The following is a 21310-nucleotide window of genomic DNA, read 5'->3' as shown; positions in this document are numbered from 1 at the left end:
CACGAAGCGAGCGAGGGACAACGATGATCCGACAGCCCCCCACCTGGACCTGACCGCGTGAAGATTCACGAACTGCTGGATCGGGATCCGCTGCGGACGCCGCTGGCGAACAGCGGACAAGCGCGGCTGACGTCGGGAGAGGACGCCAAGGTCGTGGCGGAGCTGCGGGCGGAGCTGGAGACCTTCGTGTGCGAGGGTCAGTTCGCCGACGCCCTGCAGCGGATTCTCGAGCGATACAACGCCAACCTCGACCGCTCGCGACAGGATTCGGCGTGGGTGAGCGGGTTCTTCGGGAGCGGCAAGTCGCACTTGCTCAAGATGCTGGCCCACCTGTGGGCGAATACGACCTTCGATGACGGGGCGACGGCCCGGGGGCTTGTGCCCCGGCTTCCGTCCGGGGTCGAGGCCGCGCTGCGCGAACTCGACGTGAATGCGACGCGCACCGGTGTGCCGGTGGTCGCCGCGGCGGGGTCGCTCCTCGGCGGCAACGTGGACCATGTCCGGCTCGCGGTCCTCTCCGTGCTGCTGCGGGCATGCGGCTGGCCGTCGCAGTATCCGCAGGCGCGTTTCTGCTTCTGGCTGCGCGAAGAAGGGTTGCTCGACCGCGTGCGCGGCGCCGTGGAGGCGGCGGACCGGACATGGTCGCGCGAACTCAACAACCTGTACGTGAGCCCGATCCTCGCGAAGGAGATCCTGGCCGCCAAACCGGATTTCGCGGCCGACGTGAAGGCGGCGCGGCAACTGCTCGCGAGCCAGTTCCCGCCACCGAGAACCGACATCACGACCGAGCAATTCGTGGCGACGGCGAAGCAGGCTCTGACCCCGGATGGGGAGCTTCCGCTCACAATCCTCGTGCTGGACGAGGTGCAGCAGTACGTCCATGAAGCGCAGGACAGATCGGCCACCATCACCGAACTCGCCGAAGCCCTGCAGACGCAGTTTTCGAGCCGCGTCCTCCTCGTCGCCGCAGGCCAATCCGCGCTGTCGGCCGGCATCACGGCACTCCAGTGGCTAAGCGACCGCTTTCGGATCGCCGTGCAACTTTCGGACGCCGAAGTGGAGGTCGTCACGCGCCACGTCCTCCTGCATAAGAAGGCGAGCGCACTTCCGGCCATCCGCGAGATGCTGGAGTCGAACGCCGGCGAAGTGTCGAGGCATCTCCAGGGCTCCAAGCTGGCCATCCACCCCGAGGACGACCGCTTTGGCGCGGAGGATTATCCCCTCTTGCGAACGCGCCGCCGGTTCTGGGAAGCGTGCTTCCAGGCAGCAGACCAACCCGGCACCCAGAGTCAGCTCCGGTCGCAGCTCCGCATTCTGTACGACTCGCTGCGCGACATCGCGGACCGGGATCTCGGTGCGGTCATCCCCGCCAGCGATCTCTACCGAGCGCTGGCGCCGGACCTCGTAAACTCCGGGGTCCTGCCGAACGAGATTCACACACGGATCGCAAAGCTCGCCGAAAGCGGCACCCCGGACGGCGCGCTGCGCCGCGACCTGTGCGGGATCGCCTTCCTGATCGGGAAGCTGCCTCGGGAGGGAGCGGCCGACCTCGGTGTGCGCGCGGACCCGTCCACGCTCGCGGACCTCTTGGTGGATGATGTGTCGATGGATTCCGGCCCGTTTCGCAATCGAGTGTCGGAGACAATGGAGGCATTGGCCTCCGAGGGCGTGCTCCTTAAGGTGGCCCGCGAATACCGGCTTCAAACCCGGGCGGGAGCCGACTGGGAGCTGGCCCTCCGCCGACGGCGCACTTCGCTCACGCGGCAGGAAGTGGATATCGCCCGCCTCCGCGACCAGATGTTGAGCGGAGCCGTGCAGGAGGTCGTGTCGGGGATTCGCGTGCGCCACGGAGAGGCGAAGCTGGCCCGCAAACTCGCGCTACACACCGGCTCAGAGCCGGAGAACGGGGGCGGCGACGCGATCCGCATCTGGCTGCGGGACGAGTGGTCGTGCTCCTGGAGGGAGGCGGAGAGCGAGGCGCGACGGCGGGGGATGGAGGATCCGATCCTACACGTGCATCTGCCGAAGCAGAACGCCGACCAACTCCAGACGCACATCGTGGAGGCTGAGGCTGCGCGCCAAGTACTGGATGAGCGCGGCGTACCCGACTCCAGCGAGGGCCGAGAGGCGCGGGAGAGTATGAGGAGCCGGCTAAACGCCGCGGAAGACGCCCGCGACAGGATCGTGCGCGAGATCATCCGCGCCGCGCGTGTCCTTCAGGGAGGCGGAGGCGAACTTCACGGGGAAGATCTCCGAAGCCGTCTGGAGGCGGGTGTCGACGCGTCGCTGGCCCGTCTCTATCCGCGATTCCCGGACGCGGACCACCGCTCCTGGGGCGTCGCGTTGAACCGGGCGCGCCAGGGGGGAGATCAGCCGTTCGGGATCGTCGGCTGGAATGAAACGGTTTCGCGGCACGTAGTGGCGCGCGAAGTCCTTGATGCGGTCGGTACCGGCAGTCGGGGCGGCGCGGTGCGTAAGAAGTTGACGGCGGCGCCGTACGGCTGGCCGCAGGACGCCATCGACGCCGCGCTCGTCGCTCTCCACGGCGGCGACCACCTCAAGGCCACGCACAACGGGCGCCCGCTCACAACCGGGCAGCTCGATCAGAAGACGATCAACACCACGGACTTCCGGCCCGAGAAGGTGCGGCTCACGGTCACGCAGCGCACGAAGATTCGCGGGCTGTACCGGCTTGCCCGCGTCTCGGCCAAGAGCGGCGAGGAGGCGGCGCGCGCCGCCGACTTCCTGGCGGTGCTCGGCAAGCTCGCCTCCGAGGCGGGGGGCGACGCTCCGCTCCCCGCCGCGCCTCGGCCGGCGTGGCTGGGCGACCTGGGCCGCCTCACCGGCAACGAGCAACTGCTCACGATCTTCAACCAGAAGGACGAGATCGAGAAGACCCTATCGAGTTGGAGCGGTCTCGCGGAGCGCGCGCGTGAGCGGCTGCCGCTCTGGGAACTGGCCACCGCCCTGCATGGCCACGCCATCGGCGAGCTGGACATCGCCGAGCAGGTGGGGGAGCAACTCGACGCGATCCGCTCGCAGCGCTCGCTCCTCGACGAAGCAGATCACGTTTCGCCGTGCGTGGCGAAGCTCAGCGCTGGCCTCCGCGCCGCACTCACGGAGCGCCGCGAGGACCTGACCCAAGCCGTCGTCGCCGAGACGGAGCGACTAGACGGCGACACGACCTGGACCCAGCTCGAGGGCGACGCTCGCGATGAAATCCAGCGCAACGCCGGGCTGGCCGTTCCAGACCCCCTGCCCCGCGACACGAACGAAGCATTGAGACGGGCGCTTGACGCGCGCCGCCTATCCGCTTGGCGATCCGATGTCGACGCGGTCCCCACCCGCGCCGCCAAGGCCCTCGCCGAGGCCGCCCGCCGCGTGTCTCCCGAGGAACCTGTAACCGTCGTCGCCCTTCGCCGCGGCACGCTCCAGGACGAAGCTGCCGTGAGGAAGTGGCTCGAAGAACACGAGCGGAAACTGACCGCCGCCGTCCAGGACGGCCCCGTGATCCTCGAATGAGCCGACTGCACGTGCTGGAGCAGATCGCGCGAGGCGAGGACACACGCCCTGCTTTCAATGGGGCACGGCATGCCGGAGTTCGGCGGCTGAGCGTCTCCTCCGAATCCGGCGGAGAACCAGGAATTCGGCTTGGCGTCGGATCCTTGAAGTCGGCCTTGAACCAGCCCGAGGCTATCGTCGGGTGCGAACGCTCGAGTGCCGGGACCGAACTCCACCGGCTTGACCCCAAGACGCTCTCGGTTTGGCTTGACGCCTACCGCGCCGGTGATCTCTGGCGAACGGGCGAACTCGGCGCCAATCCATGACCCCCCTGCGCCTAAGGCCCCGGCGTCCCGTCCGAGACCGGCTTGCGCCCACACTGGCTTGCCTCCGTCGCGACGAGGTGCTCATCCAAGCGTGGAAGAAGACAGCGTCTCACATCCGCCACCATGCGTGGTTCTCGGATCCGTTGGCGATTGACTGGGAGACGGTTCGGCTTCCGTCGTTTCTGGCCGAGATCAAATCAACGCTCACGATGACCGAGAAATGGGCCAATAGCCCCTTGCGCATCGTCCCCGCACCAAAGTCGCAGAAGACACCGTGGCGTGTGTGCGAGACGGGGGCATGGAAGCCTTCATCTAACGACGCTGGAGATGACCACGTACGCCTACGCCCCCTCGCGCATGTAGCCCTTCGCGAACAGGTCGCCGCGACGGCCGCGTTGCTCTGTCTCGCGGATCGAGTAGAGTCCTTACAGGGCAACCCCAAGCCGGGCGAGCCGGGGGCTAACCAATTCGAGACCCTCTCCTACGGCCACCGCCTTTTCTGCGACCCCCAGGGAACTCAGCTTCATCACCGGTGGGGATCCTCAGGGCTCTACCGCCGTTTCTTCACCGATTACCGGAGCTTTCTCGGTCGCCCCGAGACAGTGGCCAACCGTCTCGTCACCGAGGCGTCCGACGACTCTCGTCGCCACGTCTTCATCGTTCATTCCGACCTTAGCGCGTTCTATGATCGCGTCCGTCCGCACGTACTCCACAAAAAGCTCGAACAACTGTGTCGTTCACCGGAGGAAGAACCGTTCTTCTCCTTCACCAAGCAACTGTTCCATTGGTTGTGGCACTCGGACGATCACGCCGCCGTGACCACGTACGGACGCGCTAATGGGCTCCCGGACTTCTCGACGATAGCCCTTCCTCAAGGTCTTGCGGCAGCAGGTTTTTTTGCGAACATCGTCCTCCTCGACTTCGATTGCCTGCTCGCCGACGAGTTCGGACAACCGATCGCCGATGGTCTACGGGTGGACGACGCCTGTCGGTATGTGGATGACCTGCGCGTCGTCGTCAGCAGCCCCGCTCCCATGACGGCGGACTGTGTAAAGAAGCGGGTCGCAACGTGGCTCCAAGGCACGTTGGACGCGACCACGGCGGGCTTGTTGGTGGCGGAAGAGAAAACGGTCGCCATTCCGTTCAATGCCGACCCAGCCCACCGGGTTCGACTCAAGCCGACGATGGACCGCATACAGGCTCAAGTCTCTGGCGGATTCGATGCGATACGCGGCGAATGGATACTTGAGACCGTACACTCTCTGGCGAAACGCCAGGCGCCGCACGTTCCGGTTGGTGACGGAGATTCTTGGCCCTTGACGCCGCAGGTCGACGTGCGGAGCGACACGGCGGCCCGGTTTTGCGCCCAACGGTTCCGCACAACGTATCGATCACTGCGTCCGCTCCTCGGCGCGCGCACCCGTGAGGTGGACACCCCGTCCCCGACGCCTCTCTCGATCGAGGACCTTGACGAGTCGGCGCATGCATTCGCCCTATCGCTCGTCGAACACTGGAAGACCGATCCGTCGAACGTCCGACTGCTTCGGATCGCCCTGGATCTGTGGCCTCACCACGCACTATTGGATGCCGTTCTCAGCATCATCAGTCCCTACCTCGACAGCGTTCCCGAGCTACCTCCTGCCGCTTCGGCGAATGATCCGGCACCAGTCGCCTGGTACTGTCTCGCAGAGATCTTTGCCGCAGGAGCCACGGAGACCGGTATCGTCGGTGATTCGGAATGCCTCCACGGCGATGTCGACCTAGAGACCTACCGGGAGAGACTTGCGGAGGGGGCACTAGATGTCCTCCGCAAAGGGTCTGCATTGCCCTGGTATCTTAGACAGCAAGCGTGCCTTTTTCTCGCGTCCCTTTCGCCGAGCCACGCGCGCCAAGCGGTCACCAATGACCTTCCTCAGCACTATCGACACCTGCAGCAGCTTCTCACGGGCGACGCGAACGACCTGTCCGAGGAAGCCTTCGCAGGAGCGGCAGTGATACTTCGGCGTGCCTTCGCGGCCACCCAGTCGGCGAGATCGCTCGTAATCTCGGCCATCGGGACCATGTCTCCGGAGAACGCGGCAGCGCGGTTGAATGCGATAGGTGTACACGATCTCAGCTTCCTCGAAGAACTGCTCGCCGACCCCGCCTGCCCTGCGGTCACCCTCGAGGACTCTTTGCGCTACGACCTTTGCCTCACGGCGGGTGCGGCGCACGATTCTCGGCCAAGCACCCGTCCGAGACTGTCCGAGTACGTTCGTACCGCGCAGATTCCCGAACCTCTTCGTAACGAGCTGGCGCTCTTGCGCTTCTCACGCACGTTCCTCGAACAGCGGAGGGACTCGCTTCCCACAGTCATCACTCCGAATCAGGTACGCTTGGCACTCTCCGACACCGCCAAGTGCGGTGCGCCGGAAATCGTTGCGCTCGAAGTCTTGGATACCGATGCGGATCTGACCGGATCCATCTACCGAGTACCACGATGGTGTCCCCCCTCTCGCCGCCCTCAGGTCCAGTTGGGTTACCTGCTGCGCTTCATTCTGAGCAAGCGCTCTGACTTCACACAGACCGTACGGCCGTGGCGACTTCGGGGCAGTGCGCCACGGTGGGGATACCGCAGCGTGCGGAGCCATCCGTTGTTGCGCCAGCACGGCTTCTTCAATTCGCAGGCCGGATTCGGCGACACCTGGACGCCTGTATCGGAGTGGTTCGATGATCTGTTGTTCCACCTCTTGCGTTGGCCGGGATGCCCACCGCCGACCGATCCCAACTTCGGTGCGGGAGGTCCGGAGGAGATCAAAAAGCAAATCGAATCGCGAATTGAAGTGTTGGAGAACTTGAACAAAGACGTATCCGTTCCGTTCATGCTGCCGTGGCGTACCCGGGGAAGCGTGCCGTCGCGGGAGTCAATCAGGACTTGCGTGCTTCAGACTGTCGTGCCGACCGCATCGCAATACCGATCCGGCGACGATGACCTTGAGCTTGACGACAGGGAGGTCCGCCGAATGCACCGCAACCACTTGGCGTCAGCCCTGATGGCCGTGGAAGCGATGATAGATCTCCGAGCATCTCACAATGAGCGTCCTGGGGTGGACTGGCTCATACTTCCCGAACTCTCGGTGCATCCAGAGGATGTGCGACGGCACCTGTTCCCGTTTGCGAGGAGACACCGAGCTATTGTGTTGGCGGGCCTGACATACCATAAGATTGCCGACGGCTACTCGAGGGTAAACTCTGCGATCTGGGTCATCCCGGAACTCACAAGACGCGGGGGACTCCAGTTGGCAGTGCGAACCCAGGGGAAGGAACACTTGTCGCAGGGAGAAGAAACGTTAGACGTTATGGGGTTCCGTCCATGTCAGTGGTTGGTTGACCAGACTCTCCTAAAGCCATCGACGGAAGATCAGGTCCCCGGGCAGCAGCATGAGGAGCGACTGCGGACAACCGGCGTCATCTGTTACGACGCCACAGATGTGACGCTGGGCGCGCGTCTTCGCGACCTCACCGACGTGGTGGCCGTGCCCGCCTTGAACCCGGATGTGGGTACGTATGATCGGTTGGCGACATCGCTGCATTATAGCCTCTATCAACTGGTCATCATCGCCAACAATGGTCAACACGGGGGAAGTTGCGCCTATTGGCCGAAGCGAGGAAAGGCGGACCGGGAGCACACGCGTCAGATCTTCCACTTGCACGGAGAACGGCAGGCGACCATGGCGTTTTTGGATATTCCGAGAGAGTTCCTCCGTCGTGGCGAGGATGGCGAAGACAAGACGCCTCCGGCAGGTTGGCGTTCGACGGGGGCGGGATGATGAGTCGGTTCGTCTCCAAACGTCGTGTTTGCGTACGCGAAGGGCGGATGGTCGTCAATACCCGGCTCGGGACAGCTTGCGCACGGGCTCAACCATGGGGTCTCGGGCAATGAGCACACACCTCCCGGCGGAGCTTCGAAAGAAGCTTGCGGCGGCGATCCAGGGCGCCCGGCGAGCTGGTGAGGATGGGGCGCGGATGGCGCTGGCGGCGCTCGCGGTCGGGGAGGGGCGATCGCATGAGGGGATGACGGACGGCGAGCACCAGCTGCGGCGGCGGCTGCGGGCGCACGGGCGTCAGCTTGGCGACCGCCGTAACGCCCGGACCGGCGAGCAGGAGATGGACCGGCTCGTTCACGAAACCGCCTACGAGCATTGGCACCGGATGCTCTTTGCGCGGTTTCTCGCCGAGAACGAACTCCTCATCGAGCCGGAGTCCGGCGTGCCCGTTTCGCTGGCGGAGTGCGAGGAACTCGCGCGCGAGCGGGGAGAAAACCCTTGGGAGGCGGCCGGCCGGTGGGCGTCCGACATGCTGCCGGCGATCTTCACGCCCGATGACCCCGTGCTCGCATTGCAGCTTCCGCCGGAGACCAATCAAGCTCTTCGCAAGCTGCTTGCGGACCTGCCCGCCGCCGTCTTCACGGCGGACGACTCGCTCGGCTGGACCTACCAGTACTGGCAGGCGGAACGGAAGGACGCGGTCAACGAGAGCGGCGTCAAGATCGGGGCGGACGAACTGCCCGCCGTGACGCAGCTCTTTACCGAACGCTACATGGTGCTTTTCCTCCTCCACAACACGACCGGGGCGTGGAGGGCCGGGCGCGTGCTCGCGCGGCTCTCTGGCTTGGATCGGGAGGCGGAGACCGAGGAAGAGCTTCGCGAGGCGGTGCGGCTGCGCGCAGGGGGCGGGTACGACTTCTCCTACCTCCGGTTTGTGCGTGAGGCGCTGGAGGGCGACGCGGAGGACAAGCCGACGGGACCGTGGCGGCCGGCCGCGGGTTCCTTCGAGCGTTGGCCCCGAGCCGCGGCCGAACTCCGCGTGCTCGATCCCTGCTGCGGGAGCGGGCACTTTCTCGTCGAGGCCCTCCACCTCCTCGTGCGGCTGCGCATGGAGGAGGAGTCGCTCGCTGTCGCCGATGCCGTGTGCGCGGTACTTCGGGACAACCTGTTCGGCCTCGAACTCGACCCACGTTGTACGCAGATCGCGGTATTCAATGTCGCCCTCGCCGCTTGGAAGATGGTCGGTGAGCCCGTCGAGCTTCCGCCGCCTCAGATCGCCTGTTCCGGTCTCGCGCCCAACTCGACCCGCGAAGAATGGCTCGATCTCGCCGACTCGCTCGCCGCAGCCGGGGGGATTCCGGCGGATCGAGACCTGCTGGGCACGGACGATAACCTCCTCTCCGCACCCGTCCGCGAGAGCTTGGGGGAGCTACACGCCCTCTTCGAACAGGCACCCATCCTCGGTTCGCTAATCGATCCCCGGGCCTCGTCAGGGCAGCGCGATGTCTTCCGAACCGACTACGGACGCCTCCGCCCGCTGCTCTCCGAGATCCTCGCTCGCGACGTGCCCGATCCCGACCTCACCGAGCGGGCCATCGCCGCGCGTGGGATGGCTCACGCGGCCGAATTGTTGGGGGATACGTACACGTTGGTCATCACGAACGTCCCTTACCTTGCGCGAGGAAAACAGTCGGAACGGCTGCGACACTTCTGCCAATCCCACCACGCCGACGCCAAGGGCGACGTCGCCACGGTCTTCGTGTCGCGCTTCTTCCGCTGGCTCGGCGACCACGGCACGCAAGCCACCGTCACACCGCAGAACTGGCTGTTCCTCACGACGTATCGAAGTCTGCGAGAACGACTTCTGAAGGATCACATGTGGAACCTCGTCGCCCGCTTGGGGCCGGGTGCTTTTGAGACGATTACGGGCCATGTCGTCAACGTGGCGCTGAACATCCTCTCCGCCGACCGCCCCCAACCCGATTGGGAAATGGCCGGCATCGACGTCTCCACCCCCCACGGCCAGCGCGCCATCAAACCCCCGGAGAAGGCAAGATTGCTGGCGGATTGGAGTGAAATAGTTGGATCAGTCCAAGCCGATCAGCTGAAGAATCCAGATGCCGTTGTCTTGATGCGGCCGGTGGGCGACGGAATGCTACTCAGTGATCTGGCTGACAGCTTCGTGGGCATTCAGACCGGGGATGATAACCGGTATTGCTTACCGTTTTGGGCACTCCCGACATTGGACCAGCGCACATGGGAATTCGTGCAGCATACTCCACCCGTGCCGACAGAGTATGGCGGCCTCACCGGAGTAATCAGGTGGGAACGGGGTGAGGGCTCGCTACACCTGAGTCCCGGCGCGTACCCTACCAAAGGTTCAAGGGCAGTCGGCAGACACGGTGTCTCCATGCACCGGATGGGAATGTTGCGCGCATACCGGTTTTCGTCCCGGCGGTTTCATCAGAACGTAGCGGTTATCGTCCCACATGATCCTACCCATCTCCCCGCCGTATGGGCCTTCTGCTCCTCGCTCGAGTACGCGACCGCCGTGCGCGAGTTCGACCAAAGCCTCAAGGTCACCAACGCGGCCCTCGTCAAGGTTCCTTTCGACCCCGACCATTGGACCGCAGTCGCCGCCGAGCGCTACCCCAACGGCTTGCCGGAGCCGTACTCGGATGACCCGACGCAATGGATTTTCCACGGCGATCCGTGCGGAAGCGTCGTTTGGGACGAGGAGAAGAAGTGGACCGTCCGTGGGCCGCTTCGGATTGACAACACCGTCCTCCAAGTCGCTGTCGCACGGCTGCTCGGATACCGGTGGCCGGCGGAACTCGACCATGAGATGCGGCTGGCGGAGGAGCAGCGTGAACTCGTCGAGTACTGTGCGGAGTTCGCAGACTTCGCAGACGCCGACGGCATCGTCTGTCTCTCTCCGACCCGTGGCGAGGCGACCGCGGCGGACCGTGTTCGCAGACTGCTGGCCGCCGCCTACGACGACGAGTGGTCGCCGGACACCGAACGAGCGCTGCTGGCCGCCACGAGCGACAGGCCGCCGATGTCGCTGGAGGACTGGCTGCGTGACCACTTTTTTCCGGAGCACTGCCAGCTATTCCACCACCGCCCCTTCATCTGGCACATCTGGGACGGCCGGAACGACGGCTTCCAAGCACTCGTCAACTACCACCGGCTTGCGGGGCCTGACGGAGAGGGCCGCCGCACGCTGGAGACGGTGACCTATTCCTATCTCAGCGACTGGATCACGCGGCAGCGGGAGGCCCGGCGCGAGGGAGTCGCGGGGGCGGATGCGCGCCTCGTGGCGGCGCTGGAGCTGCGGGAGCAACTCGAGAAGATCTTGGAGGGCGAGCCGCCCTACGACATCTTCGTGCGCTGGAAGTCCGTTGGCGAGCAGCCCGTCGGCTGGAACCCGGACATCAACGATGGCGTCCGCCTGAACATCCGCCCCTTCATGAGGGCGGCAATCTCGGGAGGCCGCGCGGGCGCTGGCATTCTGCGGACGAGACCCAACATCACGTGGGGCAAGGACCGCGGGAAGGAGCCGCAGGAACTCCGCGACCCGGAGGACTTCCCGTGGTTCTGGTCGTGTCCCGGGGCCGGCACAGCGGAAGAGCGGACGGACTACGCGGCCGAACACGGCGAGGCGTTCGACGGCAACCGTTGGAACAACCTTCACTACACGCTCGCCGCCAAGCGCGCCGCTCGCGAGGCCGCGCGGCGCGGGGAGAAAACCCGTGCCTAGAACGAGAGGCGAAGTGGAGACGCTGCTGGCGCGGCTGGACGAGTGCCCGGCCGGAGATCTCGAGGCGCAGGACCTCGACTTCAAGGACGTCACGCGGGCAGACCCGCGGACGGTGGCGCGGCTGGCCGTGGAGATGGCCGTCTGCATGGCGAACGGCGGCGGCGGCACGATCGTCTTCGGCGTGGCCGACCGCGTGGTGGGCCGCGACGATGCTATCCGGGGCGTGCCGCCCGAGCTGGACGTGAACCGGCTCAAGCTCGCCGTCTACGACTCCTCGGAGCCCAAGATCACGCCGGTCTTCGAGGAGCTGTACGTCCCCGAGGGGACCGGCCGCCTCGTGCTCATGCACATCCATCCCGGCATGCCTCCCCACACCGACACCCGCGGACGCGGCACGATTCGAGTCGGAACGGACTGCAAGCCGCTCACGGGGACGCTCCGGCGCCGTCTGGTGGAAGCGGCGGGAGAAGATGACTTCACCGCCGAAATCGTCGATGTCCCGGTCGCTCGGATCATCTCGGCCGCCGCGATGGAGTCGCTCCGGGCATCGGCGGCGGCGGAACTCGCCCCTTCAGAACTGCTTGGGCTCGGCGACGACGATTTGCTTACGGCGATCGGCGTCGTCCGGGACGGCCGACCCACGCGGGCGGCGGTGCTGTTGGCCGGCTCAACGGCCGAAATCCGCGCGCACATCCCGTACCACGACTGGACGCATGTCCGCATGACATCGGACACGGAGTACGGAGATCGCGCGGACGGGAATGACGCGCTCACGGTCGCGTTGGCCCGCATCCTCGACCGGATCATGGCGAACAACCCCATCGAGACGGTGCGCAGCGGACCGTACCACTTCGAGTACCGGACCTATCCCGAGACGGCGCTCCGGGAGGCCCTTCTCAACGCCTTGTGCCATGCCGACCTGCGGGTGGCCAGCCCCCGGCTCGTGAAGCAGTACTCCGACCGTATCGAAATCACCAACCCCGGTGGACTCGTAGGCAACCTGACGCCCGAGAACATCCTCCACCACGCACCCGTGACCCGGAACCATTGCCTCGTGGAAGCGTTGAGCCGCCTGCGGCTCGTCAACCGCACGAACCTCGGCATGGAGCGCATCTTCTCGTCGCTTCTCATCGAGGGGAAGCCGCCACCCGAGATCCACGACATGGGAGATGGTGTGCGAATCACGTTGCGCGCGTCGGCGCTCTCCACCCCGTTCCGCGCCTTCGTGGCGGAAGAGGCCAGGCAGGGCCGCACCCTCGCCGTGGACGAGCTGCTCATTCTCAACCACCTGCTGGACCGGCCGCACATTGACGCCGCGACCGCCGCCGACCTGTGCCAGCGGCCACCCACTCGGGCGGAGGCCATCCTCTCGTCGCTGGAGTCGGAACGCGGCTATCTCTTGCGGATTCAGGACAAGCAGGGCGTTCTTTGGGGGCTCGAGCCGGAACTCCTTGATCGCATTGCCCCGCCCGCCCTGCTTGGGGATGGGGAGCGGATCGACTTGAGGGAAGCGGAGATCAAGGTGCTGGACATGATCGAGGATCGCGCGCGGCGGCGCGCGCCGGGGCTCACGAACGCGGACATCCGCCGGATCACGGGCCTGGACCGCCACCAAGTGCGTCGCCTGATCGATAAGCTGGCGGGCACCGGCCGGGTTCGCGTCAAAGGACGGGGCCGGGGCACGCGATACATCGGCTCTGGCCAAGACGATGCCAAGGACGGAGATGTTCGACCGCGCAATTAACCGCGCATTTCGGTGGACAGATGGGTGGAAATGCGCGACCACGCATTTATTTCCGCGTTTTCCACGCAATTCATACCCTTCGGAGAAGGAAATGCGCGCACCACGCCTGTGGTCAACTCGGCGGCGGCAAGGGATGCGACGACATCGCGGCGCGGATCGGGCACCAAAACCGTTTCGTGATACATTTGAGGTTCCGGCACTCGATAAATGTATCGCCAACACCGTTTTCGAGCATCGGACGATACATTGTCGGCTTGGCCGCTCCTTCCCGGTCATCACGTCCCGCGGCGGCCATCCCAGCTGGCTCAGGGGACGCGCGGCGTTGGCCTGATGGACACCCCGCTCGACCTGCTTGTCGGCAGCCTACGTGCCCGGGACGCGGCGTCGGACGGTCAGGCCCGTCCGTGCGCGATCCTGTGGCCCGATGGGACCCGAGAATGGGAGCGACTACTCTACGTCCTCCGAAACCGGATGCCGGAGTTGCTGACACTGGGCGGCTACGATCCGGATGCCCGCACGGGGCCAGCGATCTGGCTCCGCTGCGTGGTGGACGGGACGATCACACCGTCCGGGATGCCCGCTGCGAACGGGACACCAGACCTAAACGATCCGAGACCGGGCGCGCGCGCGCCGATTCTCTACCTGCCGGGGTTCGAGCGCGGCGATCTGCGGGCGGGCGAGCCCTGCCCGGAGGCGGTAAGGCCGTTGGTGGAGCTGCTGTACCGCGGCGTCCTGTGGAACCACCCGAACGGCAAGGACTGGACCGCGGCCGCCTTCCTGGGTTCCGCCAAAGGAGTCGGACTCGACATCGCAGGGGACCGGGCGACTCTCGACGCGCTACGCGGCGCGCTGGCGGAGGTGGCTGTGCGGCCTGTGGCCCAGCTTCGGGGACGCCGCCTCGATGCCGATGACTTCAACCAAATGCTCTCGGAGGACTACCGGCGCGACCTGCTGCGCTGGATGGCGGATCCGGACGCGACACGCGCCCACCTGGGCGACGCCGAGTGGAGGGCCTTCCGCCAACGGTGCGCCGACAAGCTCGATTTCGACCCCGGGATCGAAGCCGATGTGGCAGCGGGTGCCCGGCTCGGCGACGGGCGCGGGGCGTGGGCAAGCGTTTGGGGCCGTTACGCGGAAGCTCCGGAGGCGTATCCGGGTGTCGAGGAACTCCTGCGCCGCAGCCGCCCGGCGGGCGAACTCGCCTTCGACCGGGAGCGCTGGCCCGACCTCAACGACGAGGACGAAGCCGAGGTTCGCAAAACGCTCTCATCCCTGCCGCAGTGCCCCGTGGAGGAGGCTCGCGACGCGGTGCTCGCGCTGGAGGCTGCGCACGGCCACCGCCGGGACTGGGTGTGGGCGCGGCTCGGACATTCGCCGCTGGCCGCGACGCTGGAACCGCTGGCCGGTCTCGCCGACACGACGCGAAGCGCCATCGGCGGGGCCGCGCCGGACGATATCGCCGCAACCTACGCGGACACGGGCTGGCGGGCCGACGCTCACGCCCGGGCCGCACTCGCACGGGCATGGGGCCCAGACGCAGCGCTGGTCACGTCCACCGTCCGGCACCTGCTCGAACCATGGTTGCGGGACACCGCAACGGCGTTCCAGGAGGCGGTTGAACGGACATCTCTCCCCCGCCGCGGCGAGCAGCCGCTCGTCAAGGCGCGGGAAGACGAGTGTCTCGTCTTCGTGGACGGATTGCGCTACGAACTGGGCCGGGATCTGGCCGGCCGCCTCGAACGGCGCGGCTGTGAGGTCTCCCCCGGTCACCGTTGGGCGGCGATCCCCACCGTGACGGCCACGGGCAAACCCGCAGTCACGCCGGTGGCCGATCTCGTCAAAGGCGACACGCTGGGCACCGAGTTCCGGCCCGCGATTGGCACGGGCGACGGCAAGAGCCCGCCCCGGCCCGCGCTCGCCGACGACCTCCGCATGGCGATGAAGGAACGCGGCTACCAGATCGTCGGCGACGGCACCTTGGATCTGCCGCTGGAGGCCGGCGCCCGCGGTTGGCTGGAGACCGGCAAGATCGACAAGTTCGGTCACGATCACGATGCCGCGACCTTCGCGCGGCTGGTTGATCAGGAGTTGGACGCGCTCGCCGAGCGCATCGCGCAACTGCTTGCCGCGGGCTGGCGCTCGGTGCGGATCGTCACCGACCACGGCTGGCTCTGGCTGCCGGGCGGTCTTCCGATGGTGCAGCTTCCCAAACACCTAACCAAATCCAAGTGGGCGCGCTGCGCCGTCATCTCCGGCGATTCCACGCCCGACGTCCCCCGGCATCCCTGGCACTGGAATGAAGGCCAGTGGTTCGCCACCCCCCGAGGCATCGCCTGCTTCAGCAAGCGTGACGAATACGCCCACGGCGGCCTCAGCGTCCAGGAATGCCTCATCCCCGACATGCGCGTCGAACGCACAGCGGGGAGCGGCATCGCCGCCACAATCCGTTCGATCACCTGGCGGCGGCTGCGCTGCTACGCCGAGATCGAAGTTCGCGGAGGCGACCCGGTGACCGCCGACCTTCGGCTCAGGATCCCCTCGGGCGAGTCTGTGGCCCAAACGGCCAAGAACGTGCCGGAGGACGGTTCGGTGAGTTTGGTCCTCGACGACGACAAACACGAGGAGAAAACGCTCGTCCTCGTCATCACTGACGCCGACGGTCGTATACTCTCGCAGCAACCGACCCGCGTGGGAGAGGATACGTGAGCGACTCGGGAACGCATACACAGGAGCCGGACGCCCCCACGGGCGATGGCGCGATTGAACTCGACGCGCTCGACATCGCGGCCAACGAGGCGTTCCCCGGCTACCTCGTGCGCAAGGACCTCGTGCGGCGCTACGCCCGCCAGTACCCCGTCCCGACCTACGTCGTGGAGTTCCTCCTCGGCCGCTACTGCGCAAGCGTGGACGAGGCGGAGATCGAGGAAGGTCTCGCCATCGTCGAGAGGCAACTCGACGGCCGCACGATCCGCGCCGCAGAGCAGGAGATCTTCAAGTCCAGGGCCCGGGAGGAAGGCCCCGTCCGTCTCATCGACATCATCCGCGCCCGCCTCGATGCAAAGAACGACTGCTACGTCGCCGAACTGCCGAGCCTCACGCTCAAGGACGCACGGATCGGCACGCCACTCGTCACCGAAAACCAGCGCATGCTGGCCGACGGCTTCTACGCGGAGGTCACACTCGAATACGATCCCGTCATCGCTCAGGAACGGAACGGACGTCCCTTCGGCATCCAGGCGCTCCGCCCCATCCAGATGTCGAATCCGAACGTGCTCGACGTGCTCGCCCGCGGCCGCCGCCACTTCACGACCGCTGAATGGATCGATTTTCTCCTCCGCTCGACTGGCCTCGAACCTGATACGATGGACGAGCGCGCCAAGCGGGTGGTGCTCCTGCGGCTCATTCCCTTCGTCGAGCGCAACTACAACCTCGTGGAACTCGGACCGCGCGGAACCGGCAAGAGCCACATCTACCAGCAGGTTTCACCCTTCTCCCATCTGATCTCGGGCGGACGAGCGACGGTCGCGAAGATGTTCGTCAACATGGCCAGCGGACAGCGCGGCCTTGTGTGCCACTACGATGTCGTGTGCTTCGACGAGATCGCCGGCGTCTCCTTCGACCAGAAGGACGGCGTCAACATCATGAAGGGCTACATGGCGTCGGGCGAGTTCAGCCGCGGCAAGGAGAGCATCCGCGCCGAGGGCTCGATGGTGATGGTCGGAAACTTCAACGTGTCGGTCGAGCAGCAGCAGCGCGTCGGGCATCTCCTGAGCCCGCTCCCCAAGCAGATGCGCGACGACACGGCCTTCCACGACCGCATCCACGCCTTCGCCCCAGGTTGGGATTTCCCGAAACTCGACCCCCGTGAACACCTTACGGACCACTTCGGCCTTGTCAACGACTTCCTGAGCGCCTGCTGGACCAGCCTGCGCGCGCAGCCGCGTCTCTCGGCGCTTCAGAACCGCGTGTTCTGGGGCGGCGCCCTCTCGGGCCGCGACATCGAGGCGGTTCACAAGACGGTTTCGGGACTCCTCAAGCTGATCTTCCCCGACCCCGACATGGAGGTCGACGACGAGGATCTTGAGTGGATCGTGCGACTCGCGCTGGAATCACGCCGCCGCGTGAAGGAGCAGCAGAAGCGCTGCCTCAAAGCCGAGTTCCGTAACACGCACTTCTCATTCACGCTCGGCGTGGACGGCACCGAGCAGTTCGTCGCCACGCCGGAACTCCACAGCGACGAGGCGATCGACCCCGATCCCCTCCCCCCGGGGCAAGTATGGGCAATCGGTCCCGGCCTCCCCGAGACCGGCCCTGGCTTGTACCGAATCGAAGTGACCGAGGGCCCCGGCGGCGGAATTCGAATCCTGAACCATCCCGTCCCACCCGCGTTCCGCGAGAGCGTGCGGGTAGCCGAACAGAATCTCTACGCCAGCGCTGCAAACCTCATCGGCGACCGAGACGCACGCGCCCACGAGTACACCGTCCAACTCCGCCCCTTCGACGCGGACGCGTCCGGAACCCGCCTCGGCGTACCGGTCCTGGCCGCGTTCGTCGGAGCCCTCCTCGACCGCGGCACCCGCGGAGCCGCCATCATCGCCGGCCCCCTGAACCTCGGCGGCTCCCTCGACCAACTCGCGGATCCCGTCGCCATCGCTGAACTCGCCGTAGACAAGGGGGCCTCCGTCCTGCTCCTTCCGGTGACGGCCCGACGTGAACTGATGAACCTCCCCGACGACATCTGGACTAAACTCAACATCGAGTTTTACGGCGACGCCGCCGATGGTGTCTTCAAGCTCCTCGAGTGACTTGACGCATTCCTTCAAATGCCACGGCCACGAAAACCACCATAACAGATCCTCCGCCATTTCTCGAACGAGACGACACCGGGAGAACAACCGATGGCATTCCAGATCCAACCACCCGACATAGAAGTACCGGACCGCAATCCCTTCCAGCACGATCTGCTCGACCGCCAGCAGTCGATTGATGCCCTAACATCTGTCGTAACATCCCTCGAGGGACCGTGCGTGCTAGCCATTGACAGTGCGTGGGGAACCGGCAAGACCACGTTTCTTCGCATGTGGAAGCAGCATCTGCTCAACAACGGCTTCTCCGTCATCGACTTCAACGCTTGGGAAACGGACTTTACCGGTGATCCCCTTCTGGCGCTCTCAACCGATTTGCTCGATAGCCTGCAGTCTCTCGACACCCCCTCGATAGCTGATCAGATCCGGCGACTCTCTGATGCCGTGCCAGGCCTTCTCCGCACCGTGGCATCGCCCGTCATTAGCCACTTCACGCACGGTCTGGTGGACGTGAATTCCCTACTGCAGCCGAGCGAGAGAATAGCTCAATATCGAGAAACAGTTCGGACGCTGAGCCAGTTTCGAACCGATCTTGAGGCGGTTGCCGCTGCGATCTCCGCGGCGCAGGACGAGAAGCCGTTGCTCGTGATGGTCGACGAACTTGATCGCTGTCGACCGTCTTATGCGGTGGAGCTGCTCGAAGTGGCAAAGCACCTATTCGCAGTTCGGCATGTTGTCTTTGCTTTGGCAGTCAATCGTTCCGAGTTGGAACACTCCGTCAAGGCACTCTACGGTGACGGATTCGACGCGCATGGTTATCTGCGACGGTTTTTTGACATTGATTTTCAATTGCCAGATCCCGACCGCAGCCAGTTCATCGACCACATGTTGGAGATTACTGGCGTCAATCGTCGCATGCAGGAAGCCAAGGTTCGCGAAGACCGACCGCATGTGAACGACGCCCGCGAAATGTTGAAGGGATTCTTGAGTCTTCCACAGCTTGGCATCCGTCGAATTGCCCAGTCTATCCATCGATTGGGATTGATTTATGCGTCGCTGCCCACTGCCCGGCTGTCGTTTCTTTTTTCCGCCGCGGCGGCACTGATTCTGCGCACACTCGATCTTCACTTGTATGCGCGTTTTGTGTCAGGTCAACTGACCGCCGAGGAAGTCATTTCAGAGTTGTCGGCCAAGCTGGATGGAGATCTTTTTCTCCAAGTGCCTCTTCGGTATGTCCTGGAGGGCATCCTTATCGTCGCTGCCAATGGGAGAGAAGGTAAGATTCTTCAAGAATATCGGGAGCGGACCGAAGAACCTGAACCGGATGACGTCGAGGGGCGAGTCAGGTGGGAGCATGCGCGCAATGTTGTGAGCGTCGTAACGGAGCTGCAGGGCTGGGAAGAATGGCAACTCGGCTTCGAAACCGCTGTCGCGCGGCTCGAGATGTTCGCAGAGACGTCCGACTGAGAGTAGATGCCGGGACCCGTGCTTGACCGAGACTTGAGTGAAGCTTATGCGTCCCGGGCAGGGTCGGGCGTCTGACCGAGCTGGATTCTGGGCGTCTAAATCGAAAGGAGGGAGGCTCTTGATGCGGCGAGGTGAGCGTCGCGACACATGCGAGGACTGCACGCACATGCTCGCTACGGACATGCGAGGGGATGTCCGGCTATGTCAGAAATGCAACGATAAGGCTGCGGAGGCGCGGGGCAAGAATTACCCGAACGGGATAGACTGGGGCCGCGGGCGTGAGGTTCAAGGCGGCCATCCGGGATCAGGCAAGCGCAGGTAAGGCATCGACCGCTGCGGTCAAGACTGCCCCGGCCTTGCACGCCGGGCCAGACGCTCCACCTGTTCGCGAACCTTCTCGAAAGAACGTTCCGAGTCTTTGATCGCCCGCCGTCTAATCTCTTCCGTCTGGGGTGACGTCAGCCACTCTCGTTCTCGCGATTCACGATTCACATCGTTTTTTCTCAGAATCCTGTTCTGTTCCGAACTCATCTAGGCCTCCGTCCCTGCGCAGTTGGTTTTCGGCATCGCTCTCGCGAAATAGTCAGGGTTGAGCTTGGGGTCGAAGTAGTGTTTTCGCTTGCTCCAGATAAATCCATCTCCCTTCGAGATCACCGCCACGTCTATCGGCCCGCCAACAGACTCGTCGTCTCGCGAGACGCGCCGCTTGAGAGACGTAAGACTCACCAATGCCTCCGCCATGGTCGCCAGCTCCTCTTTGGGGAGATGCCTGACAATAGTCAAGATCGGTTGCGAGAAACGCTCACCACAAAATCGCTTCACGTCCTCAAGAAAACTGTCGGTCAGTGTCTCGGCCAATTCGTTTAAGGCCAAGACGTGCTCGTCTGACTCGTCATCAGCATCGCCACCACTCAGCGCCTGCGCAAGACCACGGAACCTCATGTATGCGGCAAGCTGTACGTAGGAGACAAGCTCCGGGTCGACCCCTTCCATGAATCGCTGTACCATCTCGCTTTGAGCAAACGGGGCTATGGCCGCCCGAGTTCCATCGCGAGCAACGTCGTATTCTTGTCGAACCACCACCTTCAGCGCGTCCCCGATCATACCATCGGTGGCTATTTCAAGAAGGCTTGGGAACAACTCCTGTTCGCCGAACCCGGCGAAGATGACGCCCGAGTGACCGCGGGACAGAGCTTCGCTTTGCAAGGTCGCGGCGAGCAGATCGCAGAGCAAATCTCGGCTCGGATCATCGATGTCGAGGTCTCCAAAACGTTCGTCGATGATTCGCCTAACGGATTCCCCGTCTCGCTGAACCAGATCCGCGCAGTCGACCGCCTGCAGGGACGAAGCGCGATCCGCCGCCGCCAGGTCGGCCAGTCGACGTACAACGACCGTTCGAAGGGTCGTCGCGTCACCGTTTTCGGTCGATTCCGCCTCTGCCTCGTCGTCAACGGCGACCCGTACGCGCACGAACAGCTCGTCGGCGATTCGATGGAGGTTCGCAACCTTCTGTTCATCGGTACAGACTTCGGGGCCGCATAGGTGCCCTAGAAAATCCTCGGCGTAATCCACCACGGCTGGTTTGCCCCCCGGTGGTATCCGTTGCCGAAACATCTTGAAGAGCGCTTCCCATGGAATCCCCATGAACTCCGCGTTGTTGTAGAACATCACTCCTACCGGATGGCTCTTGCTGAGCGCGAAGAGCTTGTTGCCCGGATAGCGCTTCGGCGTTCCTGATACCGTCATGACGCTGTCGGCCGCGAGGGCGATGGCCGATTTGTTGAGCACCGCGATCTCGGCGGTCATGCCGGAATCACCTCGAAGAACTGGTCGACCGGCTTGGCATCCTTATACGCGGTATCACGGCCAACCGAACTCACGCACGGCAGGCGCGACGCGGA

9 protein-coding genes are annotated in these 21310 nt (G+C 64.7%); 7 read left to right on the top strand and 2 right to left on the bottom strand.

What is annotated here, in order from left to right:
• The first annotated feature begins 57 nt into the window (after positions 1-57).
• The 4 genes from brxC to ACOGXI_RS14825 all read left to right on the top strand — a co-directional run bounded on the left by brxC (position 58) and on the right by ACOGXI_RS14825 (position 13137).
• A complete protein-coding gene (gene brxC / locus ACOGXI_RS14840) occupies positions 58-3522 on the top strand; it encodes a BREX system P-loop protein BrxC (RefSeq protein WP_419939594.1) in 3465 nt (1154 codons plus the stop codon).
• A 448-nt stretch (positions 3523-3970) separates the two neighbouring features.
• Positions 3971-7636: an RNA-directed DNA polymerase gene (locus ACOGXI_RS14835; RefSeq protein ID WP_419939593.1), complete on the top strand. Its 3666-nt coding sequence runs from the start codon at positions 3971-3973 to the stop codon at positions 7634-7636.
• A gap of 109 nt (positions 7637-7745) precedes the next feature.
• On the top strand, positions 7746-11393 hold the full coding sequence (locus tag ACOGXI_RS14830; protein WP_419939592.1) for an Eco57I restriction-modification methylase domain-containing protein: 3648 nt from the start codon (positions 7746-7748) through the stop codon (positions 11391-11393).
• Complete coding sequence (locus ACOGXI_RS14825; RefSeq protein WP_419939591.1) at positions 11386-13137, top strand: ATP-binding protein; 1752 nt, start codon at positions 11386-11388, stop codon at positions 13135-13137. The genes ACOGXI_RS14830 and ACOGXI_RS14825 overlap by 8 nt, the downstream gene beginning before the upstream one ends.
• On the opposite strand, the gene ACOGXI_RS14820 is transcribed toward ACOGXI_RS14825, so the two are convergent.
• Positions 13134-13322 carry a hypothetical protein gene (locus ACOGXI_RS14820; protein ID WP_419939590.1) on the bottom strand — a complete coding sequence of 63 codons (189 nt, stop codon included), beginning with the start codon at positions 13320-13322 and terminating at the stop codon, positions 13134-13136. The genes ACOGXI_RS14825 and ACOGXI_RS14820 overlap by 4 nt on opposite strands.
• A gap of 145 nt (positions 13323-13467) precedes the next feature.
• Here ACOGXI_RS14820 and pglZ point away from each other — a divergent pair, with 145 nt between their 5' ends.
• The 3 genes from pglZ (at position 13468) to ACOGXI_RS14805 (ending at position 19409) form a co-directional block, all read left to right on the top strand.
• Entirely contained in the window at positions 13468-15843 is a 2376-nt protein-coding gene (gene pglZ, locus ACOGXI_RS14815; protein ID WP_419939589.1) for a BREX-1 system phosphatase PglZ type B, read from the top strand.
• A gap of 53 nt (positions 15844-15896) precedes the next feature.
• Entirely contained in the window at positions 15897-17942 is a 2046-nt protein-coding gene (gene brxL, locus ACOGXI_RS14810) for a BREX system Lon protease-like protein BrxL (protein WP_419940217.1), read from the top strand.
• A gap of 93 nt (positions 17943-18035) precedes the next feature.
• On the top strand, positions 18036-19409 hold the full coding sequence (locus tag ACOGXI_RS14805; RefSeq protein ID WP_419939588.1) for a KAP family P-loop NTPase fold protein: 1374 nt from the start codon (positions 18036-18038) through the stop codon (positions 19407-19409).
• Between the two features lie 531 nt (positions 19410-19940).
• Here ACOGXI_RS14805 and ACOGXI_RS14800 read toward each other — a convergent pair.
• Positions 19941-21215: a hypothetical protein gene (locus tag ACOGXI_RS14800; RefSeq protein ID WP_419939587.1), complete on the bottom strand. Its 1275-nt coding sequence runs from the start codon at positions 21213-21215 to the stop codon at positions 19941-19943.
• Positions 21216-21310: the final 95 nt, after the last annotated feature.

The sequence above is a fragment of the Candidatus Palauibacter sp. genome, assembly GCF_965208055.1.
In the GTDB taxonomy this organism is placed as follows: Bacteria; Gemmatimonadota; Gemmatimonadetes; order Palauibacterales; family Palauibacteraceae; genus Palauibacter.
The sequence above is the reverse complement of the archived record's forward strand: the minus strand, read 5'-3'. Positions and strand labels throughout refer to the sequence as shown.

Coding starts and splice junctions, on each gene's coding strand:
- pglZ (WP_419939589.1), top strand. CDS start 13,468: ATGGACACCCCGCTCGACCTGCTTGTCGGCAGCCTACGTGCCCGGGAC.
- ACOGXI_RS14820 (WP_419939590.1), bottom strand. CDS start 13,322: ATGTATCACGAAACGGTTTTGGTGCCCGATCCGCGCCGCGATGTCGTC.
- ACOGXI_RS14805 (WP_419939588.1), top strand. CDS start 18,036: ATGGCATTCCAGATCCAACCACCCGACATAGAAGTACCGGACCGCAAT.
- ACOGXI_RS14830 (WP_419939592.1), top strand. CDS start 7,746: ATGAGCACACACCTCCCGGCGGAGCTTCGAAAGAAGCTTGCGGCGGCG.
- ACOGXI_RS14800 (WP_419939587.1), bottom strand. CDS start 21,215: ATGACCGCCGAGATCGCGGTGCTCAACAAATCGGCCATCGCCCTCGCG.